The organism is Lachnoclostridium phytofermentans (assembly GCF_000733755.1).
In the GTDB taxonomy this organism is placed as follows: domain Bacteria; phylum Bacillota; class Clostridia; order Lachnospirales; family Lachnospiraceae; genus Lachnoclostridium; species Lachnoclostridium phytofermentans_A.
Genome location: NZ_JPOF01000002.1, coordinates 191256 through 213096, shown reverse-complemented (window position 1 = coordinate 213096; position 21841 = coordinate 191256). Strand labels below are relative to the sequence as shown.

26 protein-coding genes are annotated in these 21841 nt (G+C 35.9%); 23 read left to right on the top strand and 3 right to left on the bottom strand.

What is annotated here, in order from left to right:
- Positions 1 to 696: 696 nt before the first annotated feature.
- The 5 genes from CC92_RS0103535 (at position 697) to efp (ending at position 4126) form a co-directional block, all read left to right on the top strand.
- Positions 697 to 1212: a YqeG family HAD IIIA-type phosphatase gene (locus tag CC92_RS0103535; protein ID WP_029504435.1), complete on the top strand. Its 516-nt coding sequence runs from the start codon at positions 697 to 699 to the stop codon at positions 1210 to 1212.
- 10 nt (positions 1213 to 1222) lie between these two features.
- A complete protein-coding gene (locus CC92_RS0103530) occupies positions 1223 to 1756 on the top strand; it encodes a shikimate kinase (RefSeq protein WP_034218482.1) in 534 nt (177 codons plus the stop codon).
- Positions 1757 to 1831: 75 nt separating this feature from the next.
- The gene (aroQ, locus tag CC92_RS0103525) at positions 1832 to 2269 is read left to right on the top strand and encodes a type II 3-dehydroquinate dehydratase (protein ID WP_029504437.1); all 438 of its coding nucleotides are present in this window, start codon (positions 1832 to 1834) and stop codon (positions 2267 to 2269) included.
- Positions 2270 to 2319: 50 nt separating this feature from the next.
- The gene (locus CC92_RS0103520) at positions 2320 to 3381 is read left to right on the top strand and encodes a M24 family metallopeptidase (RefSeq protein WP_029504438.1); all 1062 of its coding nucleotides are present in this window, start codon (positions 2320 to 2322) and stop codon (positions 3379 to 3381) included.
- 187 nt (positions 3382 to 3568) lie between these two features.
- Positions 3569 to 4126: an elongation factor P gene (efp, locus tag CC92_RS0103515; RefSeq protein ID WP_029504439.1), complete on the top strand. Its 558-nt coding sequence runs from the start codon at positions 3569 to 3571 to the stop codon at positions 4124 to 4126.
- A gap of 243 nt (positions 4127 to 4369) precedes the next feature.
- On the opposite strand, the gene CC92_RS0103510 is transcribed toward efp, so the two are convergent.
- The 3 genes from CC92_RS0103510 to CC92_RS0103500 form a co-directional block, all read right to left on the bottom strand.
- Positions 4370 to 4768 (bottom strand): hypothetical protein, encoded by a 399-nt coding sequence (locus tag CC92_RS0103510; protein ID WP_029504441.1) that lies wholly within the window; start codon positions 4766 to 4768, stop codon positions 4370 to 4372.
- 76 nt (positions 4769 to 4844) lie between these two features.
- On the bottom strand, positions 4845 to 5396 hold the full coding sequence (locus CC92_RS0103505) for a PadR family transcriptional regulator (protein WP_029504442.1): 552 nt from the start codon (positions 5394 to 5396) through the stop codon (positions 4845 to 4847).
- Between the two features lie 324 nt (positions 5397 to 5720).
- Positions 5721 to 6488, bottom strand: coding sequence for a shikimate dehydrogenase family protein (locus CC92_RS0103500; protein ID WP_029504443.1), 768 nt, complete (start codon positions 6486 to 6488; stop codon positions 5721 to 5723).
- A gap of 216 nt (positions 6489 to 6704) precedes the next feature.
- On the opposite strand from CC92_RS0103500, the gene spoIIIAA reads away from it, so the two are divergent.
- From spoIIIAA to CC92_RS0103410, 18 genes are all read left to right on the top strand, one after another.
- Entirely contained in the window at positions 6705 to 7673 is a 969-nt protein-coding gene (gene spoIIIAA / locus CC92_RS0103495) for a stage III sporulation protein AA (RefSeq protein WP_029504445.1), read from the top strand.
- A gap of 18 nt (positions 7674 to 7691) precedes the next feature.
- Entirely contained in the window at positions 7692 to 8222 is a 531-nt protein-coding gene (locus CC92_RS0103490; protein ID WP_029504447.1) for a stage III sporulation protein AB, read from the top strand.
- Positions 8223 to 8235: 13 nt separating this feature from the next.
- Positions 8236 to 8430, top strand: a complete 195-nt coding sequence (gene spoIIIAC, locus CC92_RS0103485; protein WP_029504450.1) for a stage III sporulation protein AC — start codon at positions 8236 to 8238, stop codon at positions 8428 to 8430.
- A gap of 136 nt (positions 8431 to 8566) precedes the next feature.
- On the top strand, positions 8567 to 8950 hold the full coding sequence (gene spoIIIAD / locus CC92_RS0103480; RefSeq protein WP_029504451.1) for a stage III sporulation protein AD: 384 nt from the start codon (positions 8567 to 8569) through the stop codon (positions 8948 to 8950).
- An 18-nt stretch (positions 8951 to 8968) separates the two neighbouring features.
- A complete protein-coding gene (locus CC92_RS0103475; protein ID WP_081841934.1) occupies positions 8969 to 10111 on the top strand; it encodes a stage III sporulation protein AE in 1143 nt (380 codons plus the stop codon).
- Between the two features lie 33 nt (positions 10112 to 10144).
- Positions 10145 to 10816, top strand: a complete 672-nt coding sequence (gene spoIIIAF, locus CC92_RS0103470) for a stage III sporulation protein AF (protein WP_029504453.1) — start codon at positions 10145 to 10147, stop codon at positions 10814 to 10816.
- Positions 10800 to 11519, top strand: coding sequence for a hypothetical protein (locus CC92_RS0103465; protein WP_051650860.1), 720 nt, complete (start codon positions 10800 to 10802; stop codon positions 11517 to 11519). Before spoIIIAF ends, CC92_RS0103465 begins: the two co-directional genes overlap by 17 nt.
- 82 nt (positions 11520 to 11601) lie before the next feature.
- The gene (locus tag CC92_RS0103460) at positions 11602 to 12402 is read left to right on the top strand and encodes a SpoIIIAH-like family protein (RefSeq protein WP_034218484.1); all 801 of its coding nucleotides are present in this window, start codon (positions 11602 to 11604) and stop codon (positions 12400 to 12402) included.
- Positions 12403 to 12767: 365 nt separating this feature from the next.
- On the top strand, positions 12768 to 13160 hold the full coding sequence (locus CC92_RS0103455; protein ID WP_029504456.1) for an Asp23/Gls24 family envelope stress response protein: 393 nt from the start codon (positions 12768 to 12770) through the stop codon (positions 13158 to 13160).
- 217 nt (positions 13161 to 13377) lie between these two features.
- On the top strand, positions 13378 to 13776 hold the full coding sequence (gene nusB / locus CC92_RS0103450; RefSeq protein WP_029504457.1) for a transcription antitermination factor NusB: 399 nt from the start codon (positions 13378 to 13380) through the stop codon (positions 13774 to 13776).
- 12 nt (positions 13777 to 13788) lie between these two features.
- Positions 13789 to 14994 carry an exodeoxyribonuclease VII large subunit gene (xseA, locus tag CC92_RS0103445; RefSeq protein WP_029504458.1) on the top strand — a complete coding sequence of 402 codons (1206 nt, stop codon included), beginning with the start codon at positions 13789 to 13791 and terminating at the stop codon, positions 14992 to 14994.
- A 49-nt stretch (positions 14995 to 15043) separates the two neighbouring features.
- Positions 15044 to 15247 (top strand): exodeoxyribonuclease VII small subunit, encoded by a 204-nt coding sequence (xseB, locus tag CC92_RS0103440; protein WP_155998450.1) that lies wholly within the window; start codon positions 15044 to 15046, stop codon positions 15245 to 15247.
- A 59-nt stretch (positions 15248 to 15306) separates the two neighbouring features.
- Positions 15307 to 16314 carry a polyprenyl synthetase family protein gene (locus CC92_RS0103435; protein ID WP_029504461.1) on the top strand — a complete coding sequence of 336 codons (1008 nt, stop codon included), beginning with the start codon at positions 15307 to 15309 and terminating at the stop codon, positions 16312 to 16314.
- Positions 16315 to 16333: 19 nt separating this feature from the next.
- A complete protein-coding gene (gene dxs, locus CC92_RS0103430) occupies positions 16334 to 18214 on the top strand; it encodes a 1-deoxy-D-xylulose-5-phosphate synthase (RefSeq protein ID WP_029504462.1) in 1881 nt (626 codons plus the stop codon).
- Positions 18215 to 19015 (top strand): TlyA family RNA methyltransferase, encoded by an 801-nt coding sequence (locus CC92_RS0103425; protein WP_029504463.1) that lies wholly within the window; start codon positions 18215 to 18217, stop codon positions 19013 to 19015. It abuts the gene before it with no gap.
- A gap of 125 nt (positions 19016 to 19140) precedes the next feature.
- Positions 19141 to 19998 (top strand): NAD(+)/NADH kinase, encoded by an 858-nt coding sequence (locus CC92_RS0103420; RefSeq protein ID WP_029504465.1) that lies wholly within the window; start codon positions 19141 to 19143, stop codon positions 19996 to 19998.
- A gap of 21 nt (positions 19999 to 20019) precedes the next feature.
- Complete coding sequence (argR, locus tag CC92_RS0103415; protein ID WP_029504467.1) at positions 20020 to 20478, top strand: arginine repressor; 459 nt, start codon at positions 20020 to 20022, stop codon at positions 20476 to 20478.
- Between the two features lie 195 nt (positions 20479 to 20673).
- Positions 20674 to 21402: a YebC/PmpR family DNA-binding transcriptional regulator gene (locus CC92_RS0103410; protein WP_029504468.1), complete on the top strand. Its 729-nt coding sequence runs from the start codon at positions 20674 to 20676 to the stop codon at positions 21400 to 21402.
- Positions 21403 to 21841: the final 439 nt, after the last annotated feature.

The window sequence follows — 21841 nt, the reverse complement described above, 5'->3', positions numbered from 1 at the left end:
TCCTTTGCCTGTATTTATTCCTATCAAGTAAGGCAACTTACTGCTTCACTTGTTAAACAATAAAAAGATATTAATTACATCTATCTATTGTTTTGACAATTGTATTAAACTGATATTTATTGTAAATATAAGCGCTTACAATTATCTTATGTGTTTTTATTAAATTGTAAGTTTATTATATATCACTAACATTGAAAAATCAATAGCATTTACTAGGATAATTCTATTTAATAAAGTGTAAGGGCTTACATTTTTGAACCTAAATTAGTGAATTAAAGCAAATCGCGTGTAATTTCATTAAAGGAAACTTTTTAATTTTAATATTTAAACATGTCATTTATTATAGCCTTTCTTTTTCCCTTTCGCAAGGCAAAAAAATGATCATATAGAATAAACGATATAGCAAAGTTTAGTTTTTAAAGGAAAACTACCTTTATCATCCAAAATGCTTGAATATCGTAAAGACATTCGTTATAATTATCAACTAGAAGAGTGCTCGTGATGCATAGAAATTTTTGATATGTCAAACCTAAGTTAAGTAAAAAGAATGGTTTCTATGAATTTTACTCTTCAGTAACGGAGAACATACACATCTTTTTGAACGCTTTCCAGATGTGACATGTCATTCATTTCATCGATGGAAGAATGAAATCTTTCGGACGAATCCGTTAAGCAAAAAAATAGAAAGAGGTTACTATGTTTCAAAAATTTTATCCAACCGAATACGTAGAGTCATCCTATGAAATCGATTATGAAAAATTATATAAGAATGGTTATCGCGGAATTATTTTTGATATTGATAACACTCTAGTGGAGCATGGTGCAGATGCTAGTGAACGTGCAGTAGCTTTGGTTGAAAAATTAAAAAAGCTTGGGTTTGAAGTATGTTTAATTTCTAATAATAAGGAAGAACGTGTGAAAAGGTTCAATCAAAAAATTAAAATTAAGTATATTTTTAATGCTCACAAACCTTCCATAAAAAACTATCTAAAAGCGATGGAATATATGAAGACAGACAAAACGAATACGATTTTTGTTGGAGACCAGGTATTTACGGATGTTTATGGTGCTAATCGCGCGGGCATTAAGAGTTATCTTGTTAAGCCAATTGGGAAAAAGGAAGAAATTCAAATTGTGATCAAACGTCTATTAGAACGGATTGTTTTATGTTTTTATAAACGTAAGCTAGCAAAGCAAAAGAAACGTTCATGATGGGAGCCCTATGAAAAAGAACAATATTATATTAATTGGTTTTATGGGAACCGGTAAAAGTAGTGTTGGTATTAGTTTAGCCAGTGCCTTATCTATGAAGTTTCTGGATACCGATAATGAAATTGAGAAGTGCTGTCAGATGACGATTTCAGAGTTGTTTCAGAGTAAGGGGGAAGAGGCATTTCGTTTCATGGAAACCAATCTTCTTTTAAAGTATCAAGAAACTCTGAATCAAACAGTGATATCTACTGGTGGTGGCATGCCACTTCGCGCAGAGAATGCAAGTTTACTTCGTGAAATTGGTTATGTAATATTTTTAAAGACTTCGAAGGAGGTAACGTATCAGAGGCTTAAACATGATACGACAAGACCTTTACTTCAGTGTGAAGATCCACTCGGTGCAATCGAACAGATGCTAAAGATACGAGTACCAATCTATGAGGCCCTCGCCGACATGGTTCTCGAAACGGAAGACAAATCAGTTGATAGGATAGTACAAGAGATTTTATTAATGCAAAAGAATATTAATGCAAGAGAATATTAATGAATGAGAATATTTGCGCAAAAAGCACAGGAACAAGAGAATAATTGTTTAAAAGCGCAGGAACAGAGGTAGAAGATGAAGATTTTAGTAATCAACGGTCCGAATATTAATTTCTTGGGAATAAGGGAGAAGGCAATCTATGGTAAAGAGGACTATCCTTATTTACTATCAATACTAGAAGAGAAGGCTAAAAAAGAAGGAATTGAGATTGTAACTTTTCAAAGCAATGGGGAAGGTGAAATCATTGACCGAATACAGGAAGCATATTCTGACAAAACTGATGCGATTATTATAAATCCCGGTGCATATACACATTATAGTTATGCAATTCGTGATGCTCTAGCTTCGATTGAGATACCTAAGATTGAAGTACATATCTCTAATGTACACAAGAGAGAAGAATTTCGTCATGTTTCTGTAACTGCGCCGGTATGTATTGGTCAGATTGTGGGATTAGGTTTACAAGGATACTTATTAGCAGTAGATGCCCTGCTTTCTATGATAAACGATTAATAAAGCATACCTTGGGAATACTAAATAGAACGTTATAGGAGGATAATAACATGATGCAAAAAGTTTTGGATATAATGAAAGAATTACAATGCGATGGTATTTTAATTTCGAATCGCCATAGCATACGCTATATTACAGGATATCGCGGTGATACAGGGTACGCTTACATTTCTAAGGACAGAAAAATCATATTTACTGATTTTCGTTATATTTTTCAAGCTCAAGCTGAGGCTGTCGGTTATGAAGTAATTGATATAGCAAACGATGGCTATGCAAAAACAATCGCAAAAGTGGTTATGGAAGGAAACCTTAAATCCTTAGGTTTCGAAGAAGAGGAAATGTCTTATGCGGAGTACTCAAAGCTTAAGAAAGAATTGGGTGATGTTACCCTGATTCCTTACCACGGTGAACTTGCAAGCCTTCGTATGGTGAAAACTACAGAAGAGTTATCTTTTATTAAAGAAGCAGAGCATATTGGTGACATCGCATTTTCTAAAATCCTTGATGAGATTAAGCCTGGTGTAACTGAAATAGAAATTGCTGCAAAGCTTGAGTATATTATGAAAACAAATGGTGCGGAAGGAATATCTTTTGATCCAATCGTTGCATCTGGTATTAATTCTTCCATGCCACATGCTGTTCCATCTAGAAAGAAAATTGAGAAAGGTGACTTCTTAACACTTGATTTTGGATGTTTATACAATGGCTATTGTTCTGATATGACAAGAACAATTGTTGTAGGTAAGGCAAGTGAAAAACAAAAAGAGATCTATCAAACTGTCTTAGAAGCTCAGATGGCTGTTTTAAATCAAGTAAAAGCCGGAATGGTTGGTCGAGATATCGATAAAATTGCGAGAGATATTATCTATAACGCAGGTTATGAGGGGTGTTTCGGGCATGGACTTGGACATAGCGTTGGGCTATTTATTCATGAATCACCACGTGCAAGCCTGAAATCTGAGGATATCGTGCAGGAGAATATGACTTTGACTGTAGAACCTGGTATCTACGTTAAGGATTTTGGTGGAGTACGTATCGAAGATTTAGTTGTATTAACGAAGGACGGTTGTATTAATTTTACTAATTCACCGAAAGAACTCATCGAGCTATAGGGGGAAACCTAATGAGATGAAACCTATTGAGCTAGGTTTTGCTTATATCTTGTTACTTAAAAATAAATAAAAGGTAACAAATTGTATAAATTTTTTCAATAAAATATAGGATTTTGAAAAAAATAGTTGAAAAAAATGGACAAGTAATATAGACTATAATGTAGTTGATTTTAAGGAGGATTTTTTTATGATATCAGCAGGCGATTTTAGAAATGGCCTAACATTAGAGATTGATAATGCAGTTTATCAGGTAATTGAGTTCCAGCACGTAAAACCAGGAAAGGGTGCAGCGTTTGTTAGAACGAAATTAAGAGATATTAAAAACGGTGGTGTAACTGAAAGAACTTTCCGCCCTACAGAAAAATATCCACAAGCTCATATTGAAAGAAGTGACATGCAGTATTTATATTCTGACGGTGAATTATATCACTTTATGAATACTGAAACATTTGACCAGATCGCTTTAAATGAAGAAGCAATCGGTGATTCCTTAGAATTCGTTAAGGAAAACGATATGGTTAAGATGCTTTCTCATCAGGGCAATGTATTTGCTATCGAGCCTCCACTATTTGTTGAGCTTGTAATTACTGATACAGAGCCAGGCTTTAAGGGTGATACAGCACAAGGTGCTACAAAGCCAGCTGTTGTTGAAACAGGCGCAACTGTTTATGTTCCATTATTCGTTAACCAGGGAGATAAGATTTCTATCGATACTAGAACTGGCGAATACATGAAGCGTGTATAATAAGGTTATACTTAACAATCATATGATCGGGACTATAATCTAGTTTCGGTGATTGATTTACGGCAAAAACGCGACATTTATCAGAAGTTATATTAGCACAGGATAGAATCTATCCTGTGCTTTTTTAATGTATAGGAAATTGCAACGAAATTTCCTATACATTAAAAACTCTCTTAGGGATACGCACCCACGTACATGGAAATATGTCGCTGAAGCGACTGCGCTCTGTTATTGTTTCATCGTTTATAAATTACTATCACTAACTAACCATGTCTTCCCATCCTCCATGTCTGTACCTAGATAAAGTTGACCAGTTCCTAATATACTAGCTTTCTTCATTGCTCTATGAATGCTACTTAAACTCTTCTTATCACTTGCTATTGCTAGTTTAATAATTCTTGGACTTATCTGTTCGATATGTTGAATCATTTTTTGCAATGCAGGTTTTGTTAATTTCGTTTCATATAAATCGATTAAGATTCTCCTCATTTGGGGTGAATTTAAAATAAATTGCTCTTCCTTTTCCATCATAGTAAACAAGGCATCCATATCATTAAAATAACTTCCGTAATGTATCCCGTGAAAGTATCCTCCTTTATAGTAATATGGACTCAAAGCTCCACTCGGAGATTTTGCTAGCATAGCATCACCTGTGGCTTTATAAAAGCCATCCTTTCGCTAATTCTGTATCAGAAAAATATGCTTTTGTCATTATATTCTATAATACTTTCTCATTCGTTATTAATTCAGACAATGGTTGTTGCTTTCTTACCTGTTGACACCATCTTATCGTTTCACGTGTAATACATATACCATAATAGAGTGTTGAGAGCTTATGATAAAAGCATTCCTTATGCTCCAATTTATCAAATTCTTTTTCTAGAGCCTCAAGCTTATGTAAATAAGTTATATTGTTTAATTCATGCTGAAGTAGTTGATGTTCTCGAAGTTCCTGTGGCAATTGATCAAAAAAATAAACCTTAGCTAAGTGAGTATTCGTGCCATCCAATACATTCATTGGGGAGGAGAGCCAATCATAAAAATTTTCTTTGCCAATTTCAGTAATATGATAAAAAATCTTTTGTCTGCCGCCCTGTGACTTTTCATAAGCATTTAAGTAACCTTTATTCGTCATTTTTTTTAGTGCAGGGTATAGACTACCAAAGCTGGCTTTATAGAAAACTCCGATACCAGTTTCGATGCGTTTTTTTATGTCATACCCCGTTAAATCTTCCTCTAATACCATACCTAAAAGAATTGATTCCAGCATGTAATACCTCCTTAGATATATCGCTTAGATATATTATAATACCATATTATGGATATGTAAAGAATTTTTATATTCTGTGTAATATAAAATCTTATAGATGAAAACTTATGGACTATATCTTATTAAAATATTATAGAAAGTATTAGAGCGGGATTGAGAAGTAAGTGAAGCATTAGCCTAATGTAAATTAGATAGATATCAAGGTTATAGATAGAATTAAAAGTTAAAGTGCAAAAAGATAAGGTGTAAAAAGGCTAAGTTTCCTATTTTTAGTCTTTTTACACCTTATGTTTAGATGATAAAGTATTATCAAATGATAGATGATTATTTCATTAATAAAGCTTCCACTTTTTCATAAATCGGATCAATCAACTCATCACTAAGCTTACAATTTTTAAAGTGTTCCACTGCATATTTAGCTTGTGCAACAAGCATCGAAAGACCATTTACAGCTTTTATTTGTCGTTCTTTCGCCTGAGCAAGTAGTTTGGTTATGAGTGGATTATAGATAACATCGACAACCGCTTCTAAGTTCTGATATGGTGTTAAATCTATCGGGCTTACATCACAATTAGGATACATTCCAACTGGAGTAGTATTAATGATAATAGAGGCATCATGATGCTGTTCTTTTGCTTCCTCATAAGTAATGCAACCAGATTCTTCTTTATATTTCACAATAAGAATTTGTCCTGCATCTAAGGTATTTAATACGGCTAAAACCGCAAGAGCAGCTCCGCCGTTACCTAGAACTAATATCTTCTTTCCTTTTACATTAATTTTATTTTTTACTAAAGTATAGTAAAAACCATCATAATCAGTATTATATCCGGTGAGTTTCCCATTGTTGTTTATAATGGTGTTAACTGCACCGATTTTTTTTGCTTTTTCATCAATGACATCCAGATAGGGAATGACATCACGTTTATAAGGAATTGTGACATTGATTGCTTTAAAATTCTTTTCTTCCATAAAGAGTGGAAACTCATCCTTACTTAATGGGTGTATCTCATATTGATAATCTGTAAGCTGTTCATGAATAATCTTGGAATAGCTATGGCCTAGCTTTTCTCCAATTAGTCCGTAGTCCATGTTTAACCTCATTTCTGCGCTGTTTCTTGTATAGTAAAATTCTATTAGAGTAAATCTTTTGCCCTTAATCATATTCTATTTAAAGGAAGAAAGCAATTCTTTTGATGAAAAAAGTCGTGCATTTCTTCTTATTTTTTTTATTCATAATCTATCCATGTGTTCATATACTGTAAAAACAGGACAACACCTAGTGAAAGAAAGGCAGTGGTGATTCATGTGAATAGGAAAGACGATTTACTCAAAATCTTCTCAGTGAAATTACGTACTCTGTTGTCAAAAACAGTGTTAGATTTTGATCGTTTGCAAGAGATTCGGTTAAGAGTGGACAGCCCTTTACTGGTTCGATACAACAATAAGGAATATGTGATCGATAATAACGCACATCTAACAAAATCAATGGATGATGCATTTATAATTACGAAAGCAGAAGTGAAAGAAACCATGGAGTACATAAGTAATTATTCGCTTTATGCATTTGAAGAAGAATTAAAGCAAGGCTTTATAACAATTGCAGGTGGTCATCGTATTGGTATTGCTGGGAAGGTAATCCTAGAGGAAGGTAAAATAAAAAGTATGAAGTATATCTCCTTTATTAATATACGTCTTTCTCATCAGGTGAAAGGGTGTGCAGACTTGGTAATGCCATATATTCTACGAGAGGACAACATCTATCATACCTTAATTATTTCTCCTCCAGGTTGTGGTAAAACAACATTGCTACGTGACATTATCAGACAACTTTCCGATGGAGAACAAGACGTAAAAGATGGGTTCTGCAGAGAAGGTTTACAGGTTGGTGTGGTGGATGAACGGTCGGAGATAGCAGCCTGTTATATGGGAACTCCTCAGAATGATCTTGGAATACGTACCGATGTCTTAGATTGCTGTCCAAAGGCAAAAGGAATGATGTTACTAATTCGGTCGATGTCGCCTTCTGTACTTGCTGTTGATGAAATTGGTCTGGGAGAGGACATCGAAGCTATTCACTATGCGATGGGTTGTGGAATTAAGATGATTGCTACGGTACATGGGGGGACGATTGAAGAAGTAAGAGACAAGCCATTGTTAGGGGAACTTATTAAAAAACATGTTTTTGAGCGTTACATTATTCTAAATAATCGAGATTCCATCGGTAAGGTGACAGAAATCTATGATGAGAGAGGTAGTAGATTGTATTATGCATAAGCTAGGAGGGGTGAATCGATGTTTGTATTATTTTTGAGAGTAACAGGATGCGCCTTAATCATAGGCGCTAGTGCTGGTATGGGATATCTGTTTGGGAATGAAATAAGAAAAAGGTTAGAAGACTTAAGAGCTGCAAAGACAATTGCAATTCTTTTACGTGGAGATATACGATATGCACAGACTGCACTACCAGAGGCATTAGAGAATATTGCGAAGCGTCATGATGGACGATTAACACCATTTTTTAAAAGAGTATCGAAGGAACTTGCAGAATTTTCTGGGATAAGTCTTGCAGAAATTTGGGAAAGAGCAATGAAAGAAGAGCTATCCAATACTTCTCTTACGAAAAAAGATAGGACATGTTTTTTGGAATTTGGAAAACAACTTGGTTATCTCGATAAGGACATGCAGATGAACCATATTGATTGGTACATCACTCAAGTAGAAGAAGATATGCAGGAGATTAATTTAGATGCAAAAGAGAAGATTCGTCTCTATCGTAGTCTGGGGGTGCTATTAGGAATCTTCGTTACAATCTTAGTACTATAATCGGGAGGAACCTATGTCGGTTTATTTAATCTTCAAAATTGCTGCTGTTGGAATTTTAGTTTCGGTAATCAATCAAATTCTAAAACAGTCAGATAAAAATGATTATACAATTATTACTAGTCTCGCCGGACTTTTGATTGTACTTTATTGGGTAATCCCTTATATCGCAGACCTCTTTGACTACATACAGAAGTTATTTCAAATGTAAGGAGTCACACATGCTCATTTGAAAAAATAAAAGCAGTGTGAAAGAAGTAGGAATTATGCCTGGGACAATAAAGTACTACAACAATAAAATACTACAACAAGTTGCATAAGTATCTTGTAGAAGAAAGGTGTGAGATATGGAAAAAATCGCATTGATTGGTATTATAGCAGTCGTGGCAGCGAATCTATTTAAAAGTGGCAAAGCAGAATATGCTTTTTTTATAAGTTTAACGGGATGTATCTTGATTTTTTATTTTGGAATAGGAAAGCTATCTACGATCTTTAAGTCAATAGAGAGAATAAAAGGATATCTGTCCATAAATTCAGAGTACATAGCGATACTTTTAAAGATTATTGGCATTACTTATATTTCAGAATTTGCCTCTAACCTATGTAAGGATGCAGGGTATTCCGCAATTGGAAATCAAATTGAATTAGCGGGTAAACTTTGCATTATGGCTATCAGTATGCCAGTGCTATTAGCACTTCTTGATACTATTGACCGTTTTTTGACTGCTTAACGAAAGGAATAGGACAAGATGATACGAAAACGAACTTGGATTCTAAAGCTAATCTTCCTATGCATCCTCTTTGTCCTCATAGGAAAGACAAGTGTCTCGTATGCCATGAGTACCGAAGAGGAGGAGTATGACTATTCTCAAATACAGAAGTCATTAAATAAGGCGTTAGGAAATGAAGAAAGTATGAATTTTGGAGAGTATGTAAAGAATTTATCCAATGGAACAGAGTCTTTTTCTATTCAGGGTGTGGTTCAGAAGCTACTTCAGTCCATAGGCCTAGAATTTAAGAGTAATCTTAGTAGTTTAATGAAATTACTAACAATAGCGTTAATAGCAGCAGTATTTACGAATTTCTCACATACGTTTCAAAACAGTCAAATCGCAGACACCGGTTTTTATGTTACCTATCTTCTCATGTTTGTTATATTAGCAACAACATTTATTGGTGCTACAAAATTAGCGACGGATACATTACATAATGTATTAAATTTTATGAAAGCTCTAGTCCCCACCTACTGTATGTCTGTAGCTTTTTGTACCGGGGTGACGACATCAGCAGCATATTATCAAGGAATTCTTATTTTAGTTACAGTTGTTGATTACGCCTTACTAAAAATTGTATTTCCTTTAACCAATATTTATATGATGGCGGTGCTTGCAAATAATCTATCGCAGGAGGACATGCTTAGTAAACTATCGGAGTTATTGGCTACGTTAATTCGTTGGATGCTAAAGACTTTACTGGCGGTCGTTATCGGTATTGGTACAGTACAAAGTTTAATAACACCAGCTGTTGATCAGGTAAAACGTTCCTCTATTATTAAAGCAACACGAATGATACCTGGAATCGGTGGGATATTCAGTGGCGTGGCAGAAACAGTACTTGGAGCGGGGACACTTTTAAAAAACTCCATTGGAGTTGCAGGCTTAGTTGCAATTGTAGTACTTTGCGCTATTCCAATCGTAAAATTAATTATTTATGTATTAATTTATAAATTAGTAGCAGCAGCGATTCAGCCAATTTCTGATAAACGAATCGTGAATTGTGTTAGTGCTTCTGCAGAAGCATCCTCTTTATTACTTCAAACGGTGTTTGTAGCGGCAATACTTTTTGAAATTGTTATTACCATAGTAGCTGTCTCAACCATGAGAGTAACATAAGAGTGAGAAAAATGGTTAGCAAGGAGGGATTGGATGGGGATAATTAATTCGCTATATTCTTGGATGAAAAATATTATTATTTTTCTTATCTTAGTGACTGTCATATTTAACTTATTAGGGAAGAGCAATTATAAAAAATATGTGGGATTAGTGACTGGGTTAATTTTAGTTCTATTAGTGGTTACTCCAATCATAACCCTGTTTGGGAAAGAAGATATTCTTAACTTTTCTCTCAATTCTCGTGGAACATTAGTTGAAGCAGAGGATATCAGTGAGGATTTATTCCGAATGGAAAAGCTTAGTGAAGAGTCTATGTTTAGCGAATATAAGGAAGTTTTACGAGGGCAAACAGAGAAACTTCTGGCTGAGAAGGGGTTGGTCCTTAGAAGTATGACAATTGAAATAAATAAAGATAAAGACAGTATAAACTTTGGTGAAATTCTGGCAATGGATATAGTAGCGTCCTACCTTAGAGTGAGTGAAAAGTCAAAAGAGGGAGAGAATTTAGGAATAGATCAGATTGACCCAGTAACAATAGGACAAATAAAAGTGGATTCAAAAGAGAAGAAAAGCGTAGAAAACCAGAAAACAAGCCTGTCTGCGATGGAAATTAATATAAAAAATGTGCTGGCGGACTTCTATAATGTTGATTCATCTAATATAAATATTAGTATACAGGAGGACCACGATGGAGAGGAACATTAAAAATACAGAGAAGACCTGTATGGAGATGGAAACAGATGCTTGGGAGGAGAAAGGTGTTGGTAAGAACAAAGACACAAAAAAGAAGGAGCAGACAACTAAGAAAAGCTCGGAGAAAAAGTTTCATCTCGGAGAGATAAAAAAGAGTCAGCTTATTCTACTCTTCTTGGCAGGATTGATATTAGCAATCACATCGTTCCCCGATATTTTTTCAAAGGAAAAGGAGACCGAACAGAAAGCAAGCACCGAAACTGTTTCGCCTGTGATCAGTGAAACAAAGAAGTCTACTGAAAGTTCAGAAGCAGAGACTTATACTGAGTATTACGAGAACAAGTTAGAGAAACTGCTTGAAAAGGTGGAAGGAATCGGGAAAGTAAAAGTTATGATTACTCTAAAGACCTCAAAAGAACGAATCGTTTTAAAAGATACACCGTACAGTCAGGAGATTCTTAAGGAGACGGATAATGAGGGCGGAACAAGGGATAGCAGTAGCACGCAAAGTCAGGAAGAAACGGTACTTATAACCAATGAATCGGGAGAGAATGTTCCGTATATCACAAAGGAAATAGAGGCTCAGATTGAAGGCGTTGTAGTACTTGCACAGGGTGGTGGTGACGGAAGGATAGCTGTGGATATTGTAGACTCAATTAAGGTGTTATTTAACGTCCCTGCACATAAGATTAAAGTACTGCAGATGAATGATTGATTTGAGCAATCGTAGCGGATGTAGTGAGATTTTAGGAATTCCACGAAAATCCATAGAATAGTGAGAAATGGAGGTTACATACATGAGAAATATTTTTAAGAAGAATCAAATTATTATTACTGCACTTGCACTTATGATTGCGGTGGCAGGATACTTAAACTTCGCCAAGGACAGTACGAAAGATCCAGGTAAGGACGTAGCAGCATCTACCAACGATGCTATTGGAGATGATATTTTTGCTTCTGATAACGATGGAGAAGAATATGCTGATATCGCTGATGATTCAATGGATCAGCTAACGCTTGATGACAAAGGAAATCTTATTCTAGATGAAAATAAGACAGCTTCTGATACTGAAACAGACGCTACGGATCAAGTTGCAGGAAATGATAAAGATAGCACACAGGCATCAAACGATGCAAATAAAGAGGATGCAGTAGCAAGTGACTCAAAGGATGGTACAGCAAAAGATGATCAAAGCACAAATCCAGGGGAAGCAGTATTAGCAAATAGTAATGTTATCAACAGTAGTTTTTTTGCAAATGCTAGGTTAACGAGAGAACAAAATAGAGCAAAGAGCAAAGAAGATTTATATACAATAATCGATAACAAAAATATTCCAGAAGAGCAGAAGAAGGATGCTGTGGATAGAGTGTTAGAGTTAACAGCAATCTCTGAAAAAGAAACTGCGACTGAAATTCAGCTGGAAGCAAAAGGATTTAGTGATTCTGTAGTAACTATCAATGAAGGTCATGTGGATGTAGTAGTAAATGATCCTGATTTATCGGAACAGGATATGGCTATTATTGAAGATGTTGTTATGACAAAGACTGGTGCTAAACTTGATCAAATTACGGTTGTAGGAACTATCGTAGTAGAATAGTTAAGGTAAGATAATAATAGGCTAACTAAGGGTTTATTATCTTATCATGTAATTGGTAGGGAATGGGCTATTGATAAAATGATTTATAATAAAGACGAAAAAGGAACTCTTTTGATAGTAAATGAGTTCCTTTTTTTATTCATGCAAGGAAAAGTTTGAGAAGCGTACTTTTTCTTGCTGAATACGTAAGAGGTTAATGAAACATCACTCCTTCTATAACATTACTAATTCTGAATAACCAAACTAGAAACGTAAATAATGTAGATAGTTAGAAAATACTTTGCAAATTTAAGTTCGTTTGCTATAATAGAAGCAGAAAGTAAAAAAAGAACGCGCAAAACGCATGAGATATAGGAGGTAAAAATATGAACAAAGAACTCCAAAAGAACAATGCATATCACATGGAGTCGTCAAGTAAAATTGGCGAGGTTAAGATTGCAGATGATGTTGTGGCAACAATTGCAGGATTAGCAGCAACAGAAGTAGAAGGTGTCGCAGCACTTACTGGTAATCTTACCAAAGAGATTGTTGGAAAACTTGGAATGAAGAATCTTTCCAAGGGTGTAAAGATAGAGTTAATGGAGAAGTCAGTATCTGTAGAAATTTCGATCACGATGAAATACGGATATAACATACCAAAAACTTCAACTGCGGTACAGGATAAAGTGAAAGCAGCGATTGAGAGTATGACTGGGTTATCGGTTTCTGATGTTAACATTCGTATAGTTGGCGTAGAAATCGAGCATGATAAGCAATAACATTAGAGGTGAGACAGCTTACTGACTCATAATGAAGGAAGAATTTTACCGGTGAGGGTGTCATGAATACATAACCTTATGTGTAAGTGGCAGCCTCAACGTTTGTGTTATAAGGAATTTATCGATCATGTAGATCAAGATTTAGAAGAAATGCAATTGAAAGATTAAGAGTTGTATAAGCCCTGTTTGTTATATAGATGGGTGCATGGAGGTTAGGATGACAAGAAGAGAGATTAGAGAACATTTATTTCGTATGCTGTTTCGTAAGGAGTTTCATGAGCCTACAGAGCTTGAGGAACAAGTTTTATTATACTTTGACTCCTTAGAGAGTATTACTCCGGAACAACAGGAATATTTGAATATGAGATTTGATAGTATCAATGAAAAGTTAGGAGAAATCGATACGATTCTTGCCAATGCCTCCAGCGGTTGGAAATTAAATCGTATGGGGAAGGTTGACCTAAATATTATGCGTCTTGCTACCTATGAGATGCGATTTGACGAGGACGTTCCAGTAAAAGTTGCGATTAATGAAGCCATAGAACTTGCAAAAAAATATGGAGGAGATTCTTCCGCAAGTTTCGTGAATGGTATTCTGGCTAAGATAGTAGAATAAATGGGTGTTAGTATGGAACAAGTATATTCCGTAACTCAAGTAAATAACTATATCAAAAATATGTTTGTAAAAGACTATGTCCTGAATCGTATCTATATGAAGGGAGAAGTATCGAACTGTAAGTATCATTCGTCGGGACATATCTACTTTACGTTAAAGGATGAGACGGGTCAGATGGCGTGTGTAATGTTTGCAGGCTATCGAACTGGTCTTCCTTTTCGCTTGGAGGAAGGTCAAAGTGTTATCGTCCTTGGTGGAATCAGTGTTTATGAGCGCGATGGGAAATACCAGATGTATGCGAAAGAAATTAAGCTAGATGGACTTGGACTTTTATATGAGCGTTTTGAATTACTGAAACGAAAGTTAAGTGAAGAAGGGCTCTTTGATACAAGTCATAAGAAACCTCTCGTTCCATTTCCAAAGACAGTGGGAATTGTAACAGCTAGTACCGGTGCAGCTATTCAGGATATTATAAACATAAGCAGTAGAAGGAACCCCTATGTTCAATTAATCTTATATCCTGCTAAAGTGCAAGGGGATGGCGCAGCAAAGACCATAGTAGCTGGAATTAAGACACTAGAAGCCAAAGGTGTAGATACCATTATTGTTGGCCGTGGCGGTGGCTCTATTGAAGATTTATGGGCTTTTAATGAAGAGATAGTTGCTCGTGCAATCTTTGATTGTAGCGTACCGATTATCTCAGCAGTTGGACATGAAACTGATGTTACGATTGCAGATTTTGTATCAGATCTAAGGGCACCGACTCCATCTGCAGCAGCAGAACTGGCTATACCAGAGATTGATGTGTTAATATCAACTTTAGTTGATTATCATGCTTCTTTCGTACAAGCTGTCATGAGAAAGATAACGCTATCAAGAGCAGTACTGGAGCAAAAACGATTACAATTAACTCATCTAAGCCCTGTATATACGCTTCGACAAAAAAGACAATACACCATTGATTTAGAAAATAAATTAAGACAGCGGATGAAGGATTTAATTCGGCATAAACGACATTTGCTGGATATTCAAATAGAACGATTAAAAGCAGCCTCACCACTGGATAAATTAAAAAGTGGATTTTCCTATGTATCAGACGAATCTGGTAAGGTGGTAAATAGTATTACGAAAACAAGGCCCAGTGCTGAGTTAACGATTGCTGTTACGGATGGATTGATAAAGGCAAAAACAATAGGTGTTGAATCGATTGATCGGTAATTAGATTAAAAGAAAATCACCCACATCACTAAAAATCATGGAGGTAACAATGGCAGGGAAGTCAAAAGGGTTAGAGAAATCATTAGAACAATTGAATGATATCCTGTCTAATTTAGAAAAAGAGGATATTAGTTTGGAGGATTCCTTTGCTCTATATCAAGAAGGTATGAAACTTCTAAAACAATGCAATGAATCCATTGACAAGGTAGAGAAGCAACTAATGATATTAGAAGAAGAGGGAGAGAGTGTTTAAATAAATGGCACATACTCTGAGAATCAAATAGATAAAATATTCGTAGGGAGATAGAACATATGGATGCGAACAGGAACATAGAAGAAAAGCTTCAACAAAAAGCCGAGAAGTTTGTAGAGATGATGACAGCATATCTTCCCAAAGAGCAAGGCCAACAGAAAACAGTATTTGATGCATTCTCTTACAGTTTATTAGCAGGTGGAAAAAGAATTAGACCAATTATCCTATTAGAAACTTATCAAGCGATGCAGCAACAGGAGAAGAAAGAAGCTTTGATTGCATCTTCACTGGATGTTATGAATGAGAATACTGATCAAACGTTGCTTAAAACGCTTAATAATATCGTTACTAAATTTTCCGTAGCACTAGAGATGATTCATACGTATTCTCTCGTACATGATGATTTACCAGCAATGGATAATGATAAATATCGTCGTGGTAAACTTACCACCCATGCAAAGTATGGTGAGGATATGGGAATACTGGCAGGGGATGCTTTATTAAATGGTGCATTTGAATTAGTGGCGGGAGCTTTCGAAAGTGTGAAGGAAGTAAAGAGTAGCTCAGATGCCTTAGTGCTTTATGACAGAGTCTCCAGGGCATATCAAATGTTATCAAGTAGAGCTGGTATGTATGGAATGATTGGTGGGCAAGTTGTAGACGTAGAGCGTACTGGATCTGCCCTATCAAAAGAAGAACTTCTTTTTATCTATGAGTTAAAGACTGGTGCTCTTTTAGAGGCCTCATTTTTAATTGGTGCGATTCTTGCGGGAGCGAATCAAGAGGAGCTTATTCGCTTTACTATGATTGCAAAAAAAGTTGGTTTAGCGTTTCAAATTCAAGATGATATCTTGGATGTGACTAGTACGATGGAAGTACTAGGAAAGCCAATACACAGTGATGAAAAAAATCAGAAAACAACATATGTGACGCTTTATGGAATTGAAGAGAGTAAAAAAGAAGTTGAGCGTTTATCAAGAGAAGCCATGGAGGAGTTAAAACTTTTAGGGCTTTCTGATAGTTTTATACCAGAAGTGGTTTCCTATTTGATTAAACGAGAAAAATAAAGAAAAAGAAGGTGAAGTAGTGCCAAAGGTACTGGATGAAATAAATCAACCGAATGACATTAAGAAAATAAGTGCAAAAAAATATTCCCATCTAGCAGCAGAGATTAGAAAGTTTTTAGTTGCTAATGTAAGCAAAACGGGAGGGCATCTTGCATCCAATTTAGGTGTTGTTGAACTTACAATGGCGCTTCACCTGTTTTTGGATTTTCCAGAAGATAAGCTTGTGTGGGATGTTGGGCATCAAGCTTATGTTCATAAATTATTAACAGGAAGAAAGAAAGATTTTAAGACATTACGACAATATGAAGGTATGAGTGGCTTCCCAAAGCGTAAGGAAAGCGACTGCGATGCATTCGACACAGGGCATAGTTCTACCTCTCTTTCTGTCGCAGTAGGCCTAGTAAAGGCTAGGGATCTTGCAGAAGAACAGCGTAAAGTGGTCGCTGTGATTGGTGATGGTGCTCTATCTGGCGGTATGGCATTTGAAGCACTGAATAATGCAGGCAGGTTGAAAGAAAACATGATTATCGTATTAAATGATAATAACATGTCCATTTCAGAAAATGTTGGAGGTATGTCGAATTATTTAGGGAAAGCAAGAACGAATTATCGGTATACAAATTTTAAAGGTGGCTTGGAAAATGCCTTAAAGAAAATTCCAAAAGTCGGAGATGCGATTGTAACAACATTAAAACAGTCGAAGGATTCTCTAAAGCACCTATTTATTCCAGGGATGTTATTTGAAGACATGGGAATTACGTATATTGGACCGATTGATGGTCATAATATTGGGCAAATGTTAACAGCGCTTCAGTCGGCTTCCAGAGTGAGTGGAGCTGTCTTAATTCATGCAATCACAAAAAAAGGAAAGGGCTATGAGCCAGCAGAAAAAGAACCTTGCAAATATCATGGTGTTGAACCATTTGATATAAAAACCGGAAAAAAACTGAAAGTGAATAACGAAATATCTTATACCGAGATTTTTGGTAAGAAGTTAATCGATCTTGCTAAAGTGCGTAGGGATATCGTAGCAATTACTGCTGCGATGCCAGATGGTACGGGTTTAACATCGTTTCAAAAAGAATTTCCAAAACGTTTTTTTGATGTGGGTATTGCCGAAGAACATGCGGTGACTTTTGCAGCAGGATTAGCAGCAGGGGGATTTAAACCAATTGTTGCTGTATACTCAACCTTTTTACAAAGAGCATATGATCAAATACTTCATGATGTTTGCGTTGGAAAATTACCAGTTGTCTTTGCGTTAGATCGTGCAGGGATTGTGGGTAGTGATGGTGAAACTCACCAAGGAATGTTTGATTTATCTTACTTGACTCATATACCAGGACTTACGGTGATCGCTCCTAAGAACGCTTGGGAATTTGAACGAATGTTAGAATATTGTGTTGAGTTTGATGGTCCGATTGCGATCAGATACCCAAAGAATGCAGCATACTTGGGCTTAGAAGATAATAAACAAGAAATCATCTATGGGAAAGGTGAGTTAATTGAATCCGAAGAAGAAATCGCTTTGATTGCCGTTGGTAGCATGGTGGAGACTGCTGTTTTCGTAAGGGAGCATTTGCATAAGCTTGGATTTAAGGCAAGTTTAGTTAATGCAAGATTTATTTCCCCTTTGGATGAAGAGTTGCTTCATAAACTAGCAAAATCGCACACTCTATTTGTTACTATGGAGGAAAATGTGAAACGTGGTGGATTTGGTGAAGAAGTTTCGGTATTCTTATGCGAGCATGGTTATCGTGGAATTAGGCATTTAAATATTTCAATTCCGAATATGTTTGTAGAGCATGGAGATCGTGCACTTTTGAAAGAAAAACTTGGGCTAGATGAAGAATCCATTGTAGAACGAATCTGTGCTGTGATGGAAGAGGAAGGAAGATAGATGAAGGAACGTCTGGATGTTCTGCTGGTAGCAAGAAATCTGGCAGAATCAAGAGAAAAAGCGAAAGCAATCATAATGTCTGGAAATGTATATGTTGACGGCCAAAAAGAAGATAAGGCTGGGAGCATGTTTAAACCAGAAGTATCGATTGAGGTAAAAGGAACTGCGATGAAATATGTCAGTCGCGGTGGATATAAATTAGAAAAAGCAATCGAAGAACATCAACTTTCACTAGAGGGTAAGGTGTGTATGGATGTAGGTTCTTCTACTGGAGGATTTACAGACTGTATGTTGCAAAACGGTGCGATCAAGGTATTTGCTGTCGATGTTGGAACAAATCAACTTGCTTGGAAATTAAGGCAGGATGAGCGAGTAATTTCTATGGAGAAAACCAACATCCGTCATGTAACACCGGAAGATATCAAAGAGCAAGTTGATTTTGTTTCCATTGATGTTGCCTTCATTTCTTTAACGAAGGTCTTAGAACCAGTTCATGCATTAATGAAAGATGGGGCTGAAATAGTTTGCTTAATTAAGCCTCAGTTTGAAGCTGGAAGAGAAAAGGTTGGTAAAAAAGGTGTTGTTCGTGATCCAAAGGTTCATGTAGAAGTCATAGAGATGATTATGAATTATGCTTCTACTTTAGGCTTTTTATTACTACATCTTGATTATTCTCCTATAAGAGGACCAGAAGGTAATATAGAATATTTACTTCATATGAAAAAATCGCAGTCAGAGGACATTAGTGCATTCTTAGAGAGTGTACCTGAGATTGTTTCTAATGCTCATCAGACATTATAGCACTTGTCAAGGTGATAGCGGTATGTTATATTGAAACTAGCATTTACTTAATTTGTGCGAAAATCAACGAAAATCGCATTCATTCAGCTATATACGTAATCAATGCGCGCAGGAATGGTGGTTAAATGAAAAAATTTTGCATTATTGCAAATAGAGATAAAGATGAAGATTTGACTATTACTAAAAAGATGACAGATTTTTTGGAAGCAAAAGGAAAAGATGTTTATATAACAGAGGAGTCTTCTTTGGAAGGAAGTTATACCGATGCTTCTGGAATTCCTGAGGATGTCGAGTGTGCCATTGTTGTAGGTGGCGATGGAACGATTTTGCAGGCAGCACATGATTTAATTCAGTTAGATATACCTATTCTTGGAGTAAATCTAGGAACGTTAGGATTTTTGGCAGAAGTCGAAGTTCAAACAATGGAAAAGGCATTTACTGACCTGTTTCTAGATAAATATAATATAGAAAGTCGCATGATGATAGATGCTACAGTATACAAAGAGGAACGAAGTGCATGTAGCCTTAAGGCGAGTGCCATGAATGATGTCGTTATTACAAGGAGTGGTTTCTCTAGAATTATTGGGGTTTCTATTTTAATTAATGGAGAAGTTGTTCAGAACTATCGTGGAGATGGGGTGATTATTTCTACACCAACTGGCTCAACTGGATACAACTTATCGGCTGGTGGTCCAATAGTCACACCAAAAGCGGAGATGATAATGATTACTCCAATTTGTCCACATTCCTTAAATGCTCGAAGTATTATTGTAACCAGTGAGGACACGGTAGAGATACAGATTAGAGAGAGTAAAAAAACGCAAGAAGAAGAAGCGATTGTCACGGTAGATGGATGCTTTTCAATGAAACTTCAAGCTAATGATCGCATTCTGATAAAAAAAGCAAAGGAAACAGTGAAGCTAGTTCGTATGGAAGATCAAAGCTTCTTTCATTTGCTTCGTACGAAATTTGGAGATAAGTAGAAACTTTGGGGAGGTACAAGATTGAAGATAGGAAGACAGAGTAAGATTATTGAGTTAATAAGCAAGCATAGTATAGAAACTCAAGAAGAGCTTGCAGATTTGCTCGTGAAGGCGGGGTATCACGTGACCCAAGCTACGATATCAAGAGATATCAGAGAGCTTAAGCTTACGAAGGTAGCAACCGATAAGGGCAAACAGAAGTATATTGTTCTTGCAAACCAAGAATCTGGTATGGCAGAAAAATATATTCGTATTTTAAGAGATGGATTTGTGTCAATGGATATGGCACAAAATATTATGGTAGTGAAAACAGTATCCGGTATGGCAATGGCAGTGGCAGCAGCGCTTGATGCACTTCATATTGAAGGTATCGTTGGTTGTATCGCTGGGGATGATACAATTATGTGTGCAATTCGTACAGTGCCAGATACCATTACGGTTATGGAAAAATTATCAAAGTTGATTAATGGTAATAAATAAGAGAAGTAAGATATTTCGAGTTTTTTATTAACCTACAGAGATACTTAGCGTATTTCGTTTATAAGATTTAAGATATTCCAATAGATTATTATTTGAGGTAATCTATTGCTATAAAATGCTGTCTTTGGCAGCTATCGTTGTTGTGTTTTCATTTATTTACACACTAGAAAGAAAAGATATAAAAGGAGTATAACCATGTCAGGACATTCAAAATTCGCAAACATTAAGCACAAGAAAGAAAAAAATGACGCTGCGAAAGGAAAAATCTTCACAAGACTTGGCCGTGAGATTGCAGTTGCCGTAAAGGAAGGTGGTCCAGACCCAAACAACAATAATAAGTTAAAGGATATTATTGCAAAAGCGAAAGCTAACAATATGCCGAATGACACCATTGATCGTAGTATTAAAAAAGCAGCTGGTGAAGGCAATGCGGTTAACTACGAATTTGTTACCTATGAAGGTTATGGGCCAAGTGGAACTGCAATTATAGTGGAAGCGTTAACAGATAACAAGAACCGAACAGCAGCAAATGTTCGTAACGCATTTACCAAAGGAAATGGAAGTGTAGGAACTCAAGGCTGTGTTTCTTATATGTTTGATCAAAAAGGTCAGATTATCATCGACAAAGAAGAATGTGAGATGGAGCCAGATGACCTTATGATGCTTGCTCTGGATGCTGGTGCTTCTGATTTTAATGAAGAAGACGATAGCTATGAGGTTATAACAGATCCAGATGATTTTAGTGTAGTACGTGAAGCGTTAGAAAATGCTAAAGTACCAATGATCCAAGCTGAAGTAACCATGATTCCTCAAACTTATGTAGAACTTTCGGATGAAACAGACATTAAGAACATCAACCGTACCTTAGATCTTCTAGATGAGGATGATGATGTACAGCAGGTATATCATAACTGGGATGAGTAATCTTATTAGGGAGTAGTTTATGATATGACATATTGTGATGTTTCAATTTAAATCTGAAGCAGATGGTAGAACCAATGAATTCGATAGTCTCGAAGCATTGCATGAGTATATTGTACATCCAGCTCATAAAAAAAGTTGGTGATTTTATGAGTAAAGTAAGAGAAAAACGTGCCTACGTTGATTTTGAGATTCAATAAGTCAAATAATAATGTAAAACAGAGTAGAATTGAAATATTCATCTACTCTGTTTTTTTGCTCTATGTCAAGTCTAAGGGGTATGATGGTTATCAATCATGCTTCATCACTGGATGTGGAGCTGTTTTTATATATACTTTTTTCTCAGCCTACTGATAACTATATTTAAGAGGGAGTTAGTATAGTAGTTTTTTAAGTGAAAAGTAATGAAATATCAAAAAACACGTTCTAAATTTATCTAGCT

Excerpts from the sequence above, each read along its gene's own strand:
- CC92_RS0103505 (WP_029504442.1), bottom strand. The coding sequence starts at position 5,396 with ATGCTGGAATCAATTCTTTTAGGTATGGTATTAGAGGAAGATTTAACG.
- CC92_RS0103425 (WP_029504463.1), top strand. The coding sequence starts at position 18,215 with ATGAAGGAACGTCTGGATGTTCTGCTGGTAGCAAGAAATCTGGCAGAA.
- spoIIIAF (WP_029504453.1), top strand. The coding sequence starts at position 10,145 with ATGGGGATAATTAATTCGCTATATTCTTGGATGAAAAATATTATTATT.
- CC92_RS0103420 (WP_029504465.1), top strand. The coding sequence starts at position 19,141 with ATGAAAAAATTTTGCATTATTGCAAATAGAGATAAAGATGAAGATTTG.
- xseA (WP_029504458.1), top strand. The coding sequence starts at position 13,789 with ATGGAACAAGTATATTCCGTAACTCAAGTAAATAACTATATCAAAAAT.
- CC92_RS0103475 (WP_081841934.1), top strand. The coding sequence starts at position 8,969 with ATGATACGAAAACGAACTTGGATTCTAAAGCTAATCTTCCTATGCATC.
- CC92_RS0103455 (WP_029504456.1), top strand. The coding sequence starts at position 12,768 with ATGAACAAAGAACTCCAAAAGAACAATGCATATCACATGGAGTCGTCA.
- CC92_RS0103490 (WP_029504447.1), top strand. The coding sequence starts at position 7,692 with ATGTTTGTATTATTTTTGAGAGTAACAGGATGCGCCTTAATCATAGGC.
- nusB (WP_029504457.1), top strand. The coding sequence starts at position 13,378 with ATGACAAGAAGAGAGATTAGAGAACATTTATTTCGTATGCTGTTTCGT.
- CC92_RS0103510 (WP_029504441.1), bottom strand. The coding sequence starts at position 4,768 with ATGCTAGCAAAATCTCCGAGTGGAGCTTTGAGTCCATATTACTATAAA.
- CC92_RS0103460 (WP_034218484.1), top strand. The coding sequence starts at position 11,602 with ATGAGAAATATTTTTAAGAAGAATCAAATTATTATTACTGCACTTGCA.
- CC92_RS0103530 (WP_034218482.1), top strand. The coding sequence starts at position 1,223 with ATGAAAAAGAACAATATTATATTAATTGGTTTTATGGGAACCGGTAAA.
- CC92_RS0103500 (WP_029504443.1), bottom strand. The coding sequence starts at position 6,488 with ATGGACTACGGACTAATTGGAGAAAAGCTAGGCCATAGCTATTCCAAG.
- CC92_RS0103520 (WP_029504438.1), top strand. The coding sequence starts at position 2,320 with ATGATGCAAAAAGTTTTGGATATAATGAAAGAATTACAATGCGATGGT.
- efp (WP_029504439.1), top strand. The coding sequence starts at position 3,569 with ATGATATCAGCAGGCGATTTTAGAAATGGCCTAACATTAGAGATTGAT.
- xseB (WP_155998450.1), top strand. The coding sequence starts at position 15,044 with ATGGCAGGGAAGTCAAAAGGGTTAGAGAAATCATTAGAACAATTGAAT.
- spoIIIAD (WP_029504451.1), top strand. The coding sequence starts at position 8,567 with ATGGAAAAAATCGCATTGATTGGTATTATAGCAGTCGTGGCAGCGAAT.
- aroQ (WP_029504437.1), top strand. The coding sequence starts at position 1,832 with ATGAAGATTTTAGTAATCAACGGTCCGAATATTAATTTCTTGGGAATA.
- CC92_RS0103465 (WP_051650860.1), top strand. The coding sequence starts at position 10,800 with ATGGAGAGGAACATTAAAAATACAGAGAAGACCTGTATGGAGATGGAA.
- CC92_RS0103435 (WP_029504461.1), top strand. The coding sequence starts at position 15,307 with ATGGATGCGAACAGGAACATAGAAGAAAAGCTTCAACAAAAAGCCGAG.
- spoIIIAC (WP_029504450.1), top strand. The coding sequence starts at position 8,236 with ATGTCGGTTTATTTAATCTTCAAAATTGCTGCTGTTGGAATTTTAGTT.
- CC92_RS0103535 (WP_029504435.1), top strand. The coding sequence starts at position 697 with ATGTTTCAAAAATTTTATCCAACCGAATACGTAGAGTCATCCTATGAA.
- CC92_RS0103410 (WP_029504468.1), top strand. The coding sequence starts at position 20,674 with ATGTCAGGACATTCAAAATTCGCAAACATTAAGCACAAGAAAGAAAAA.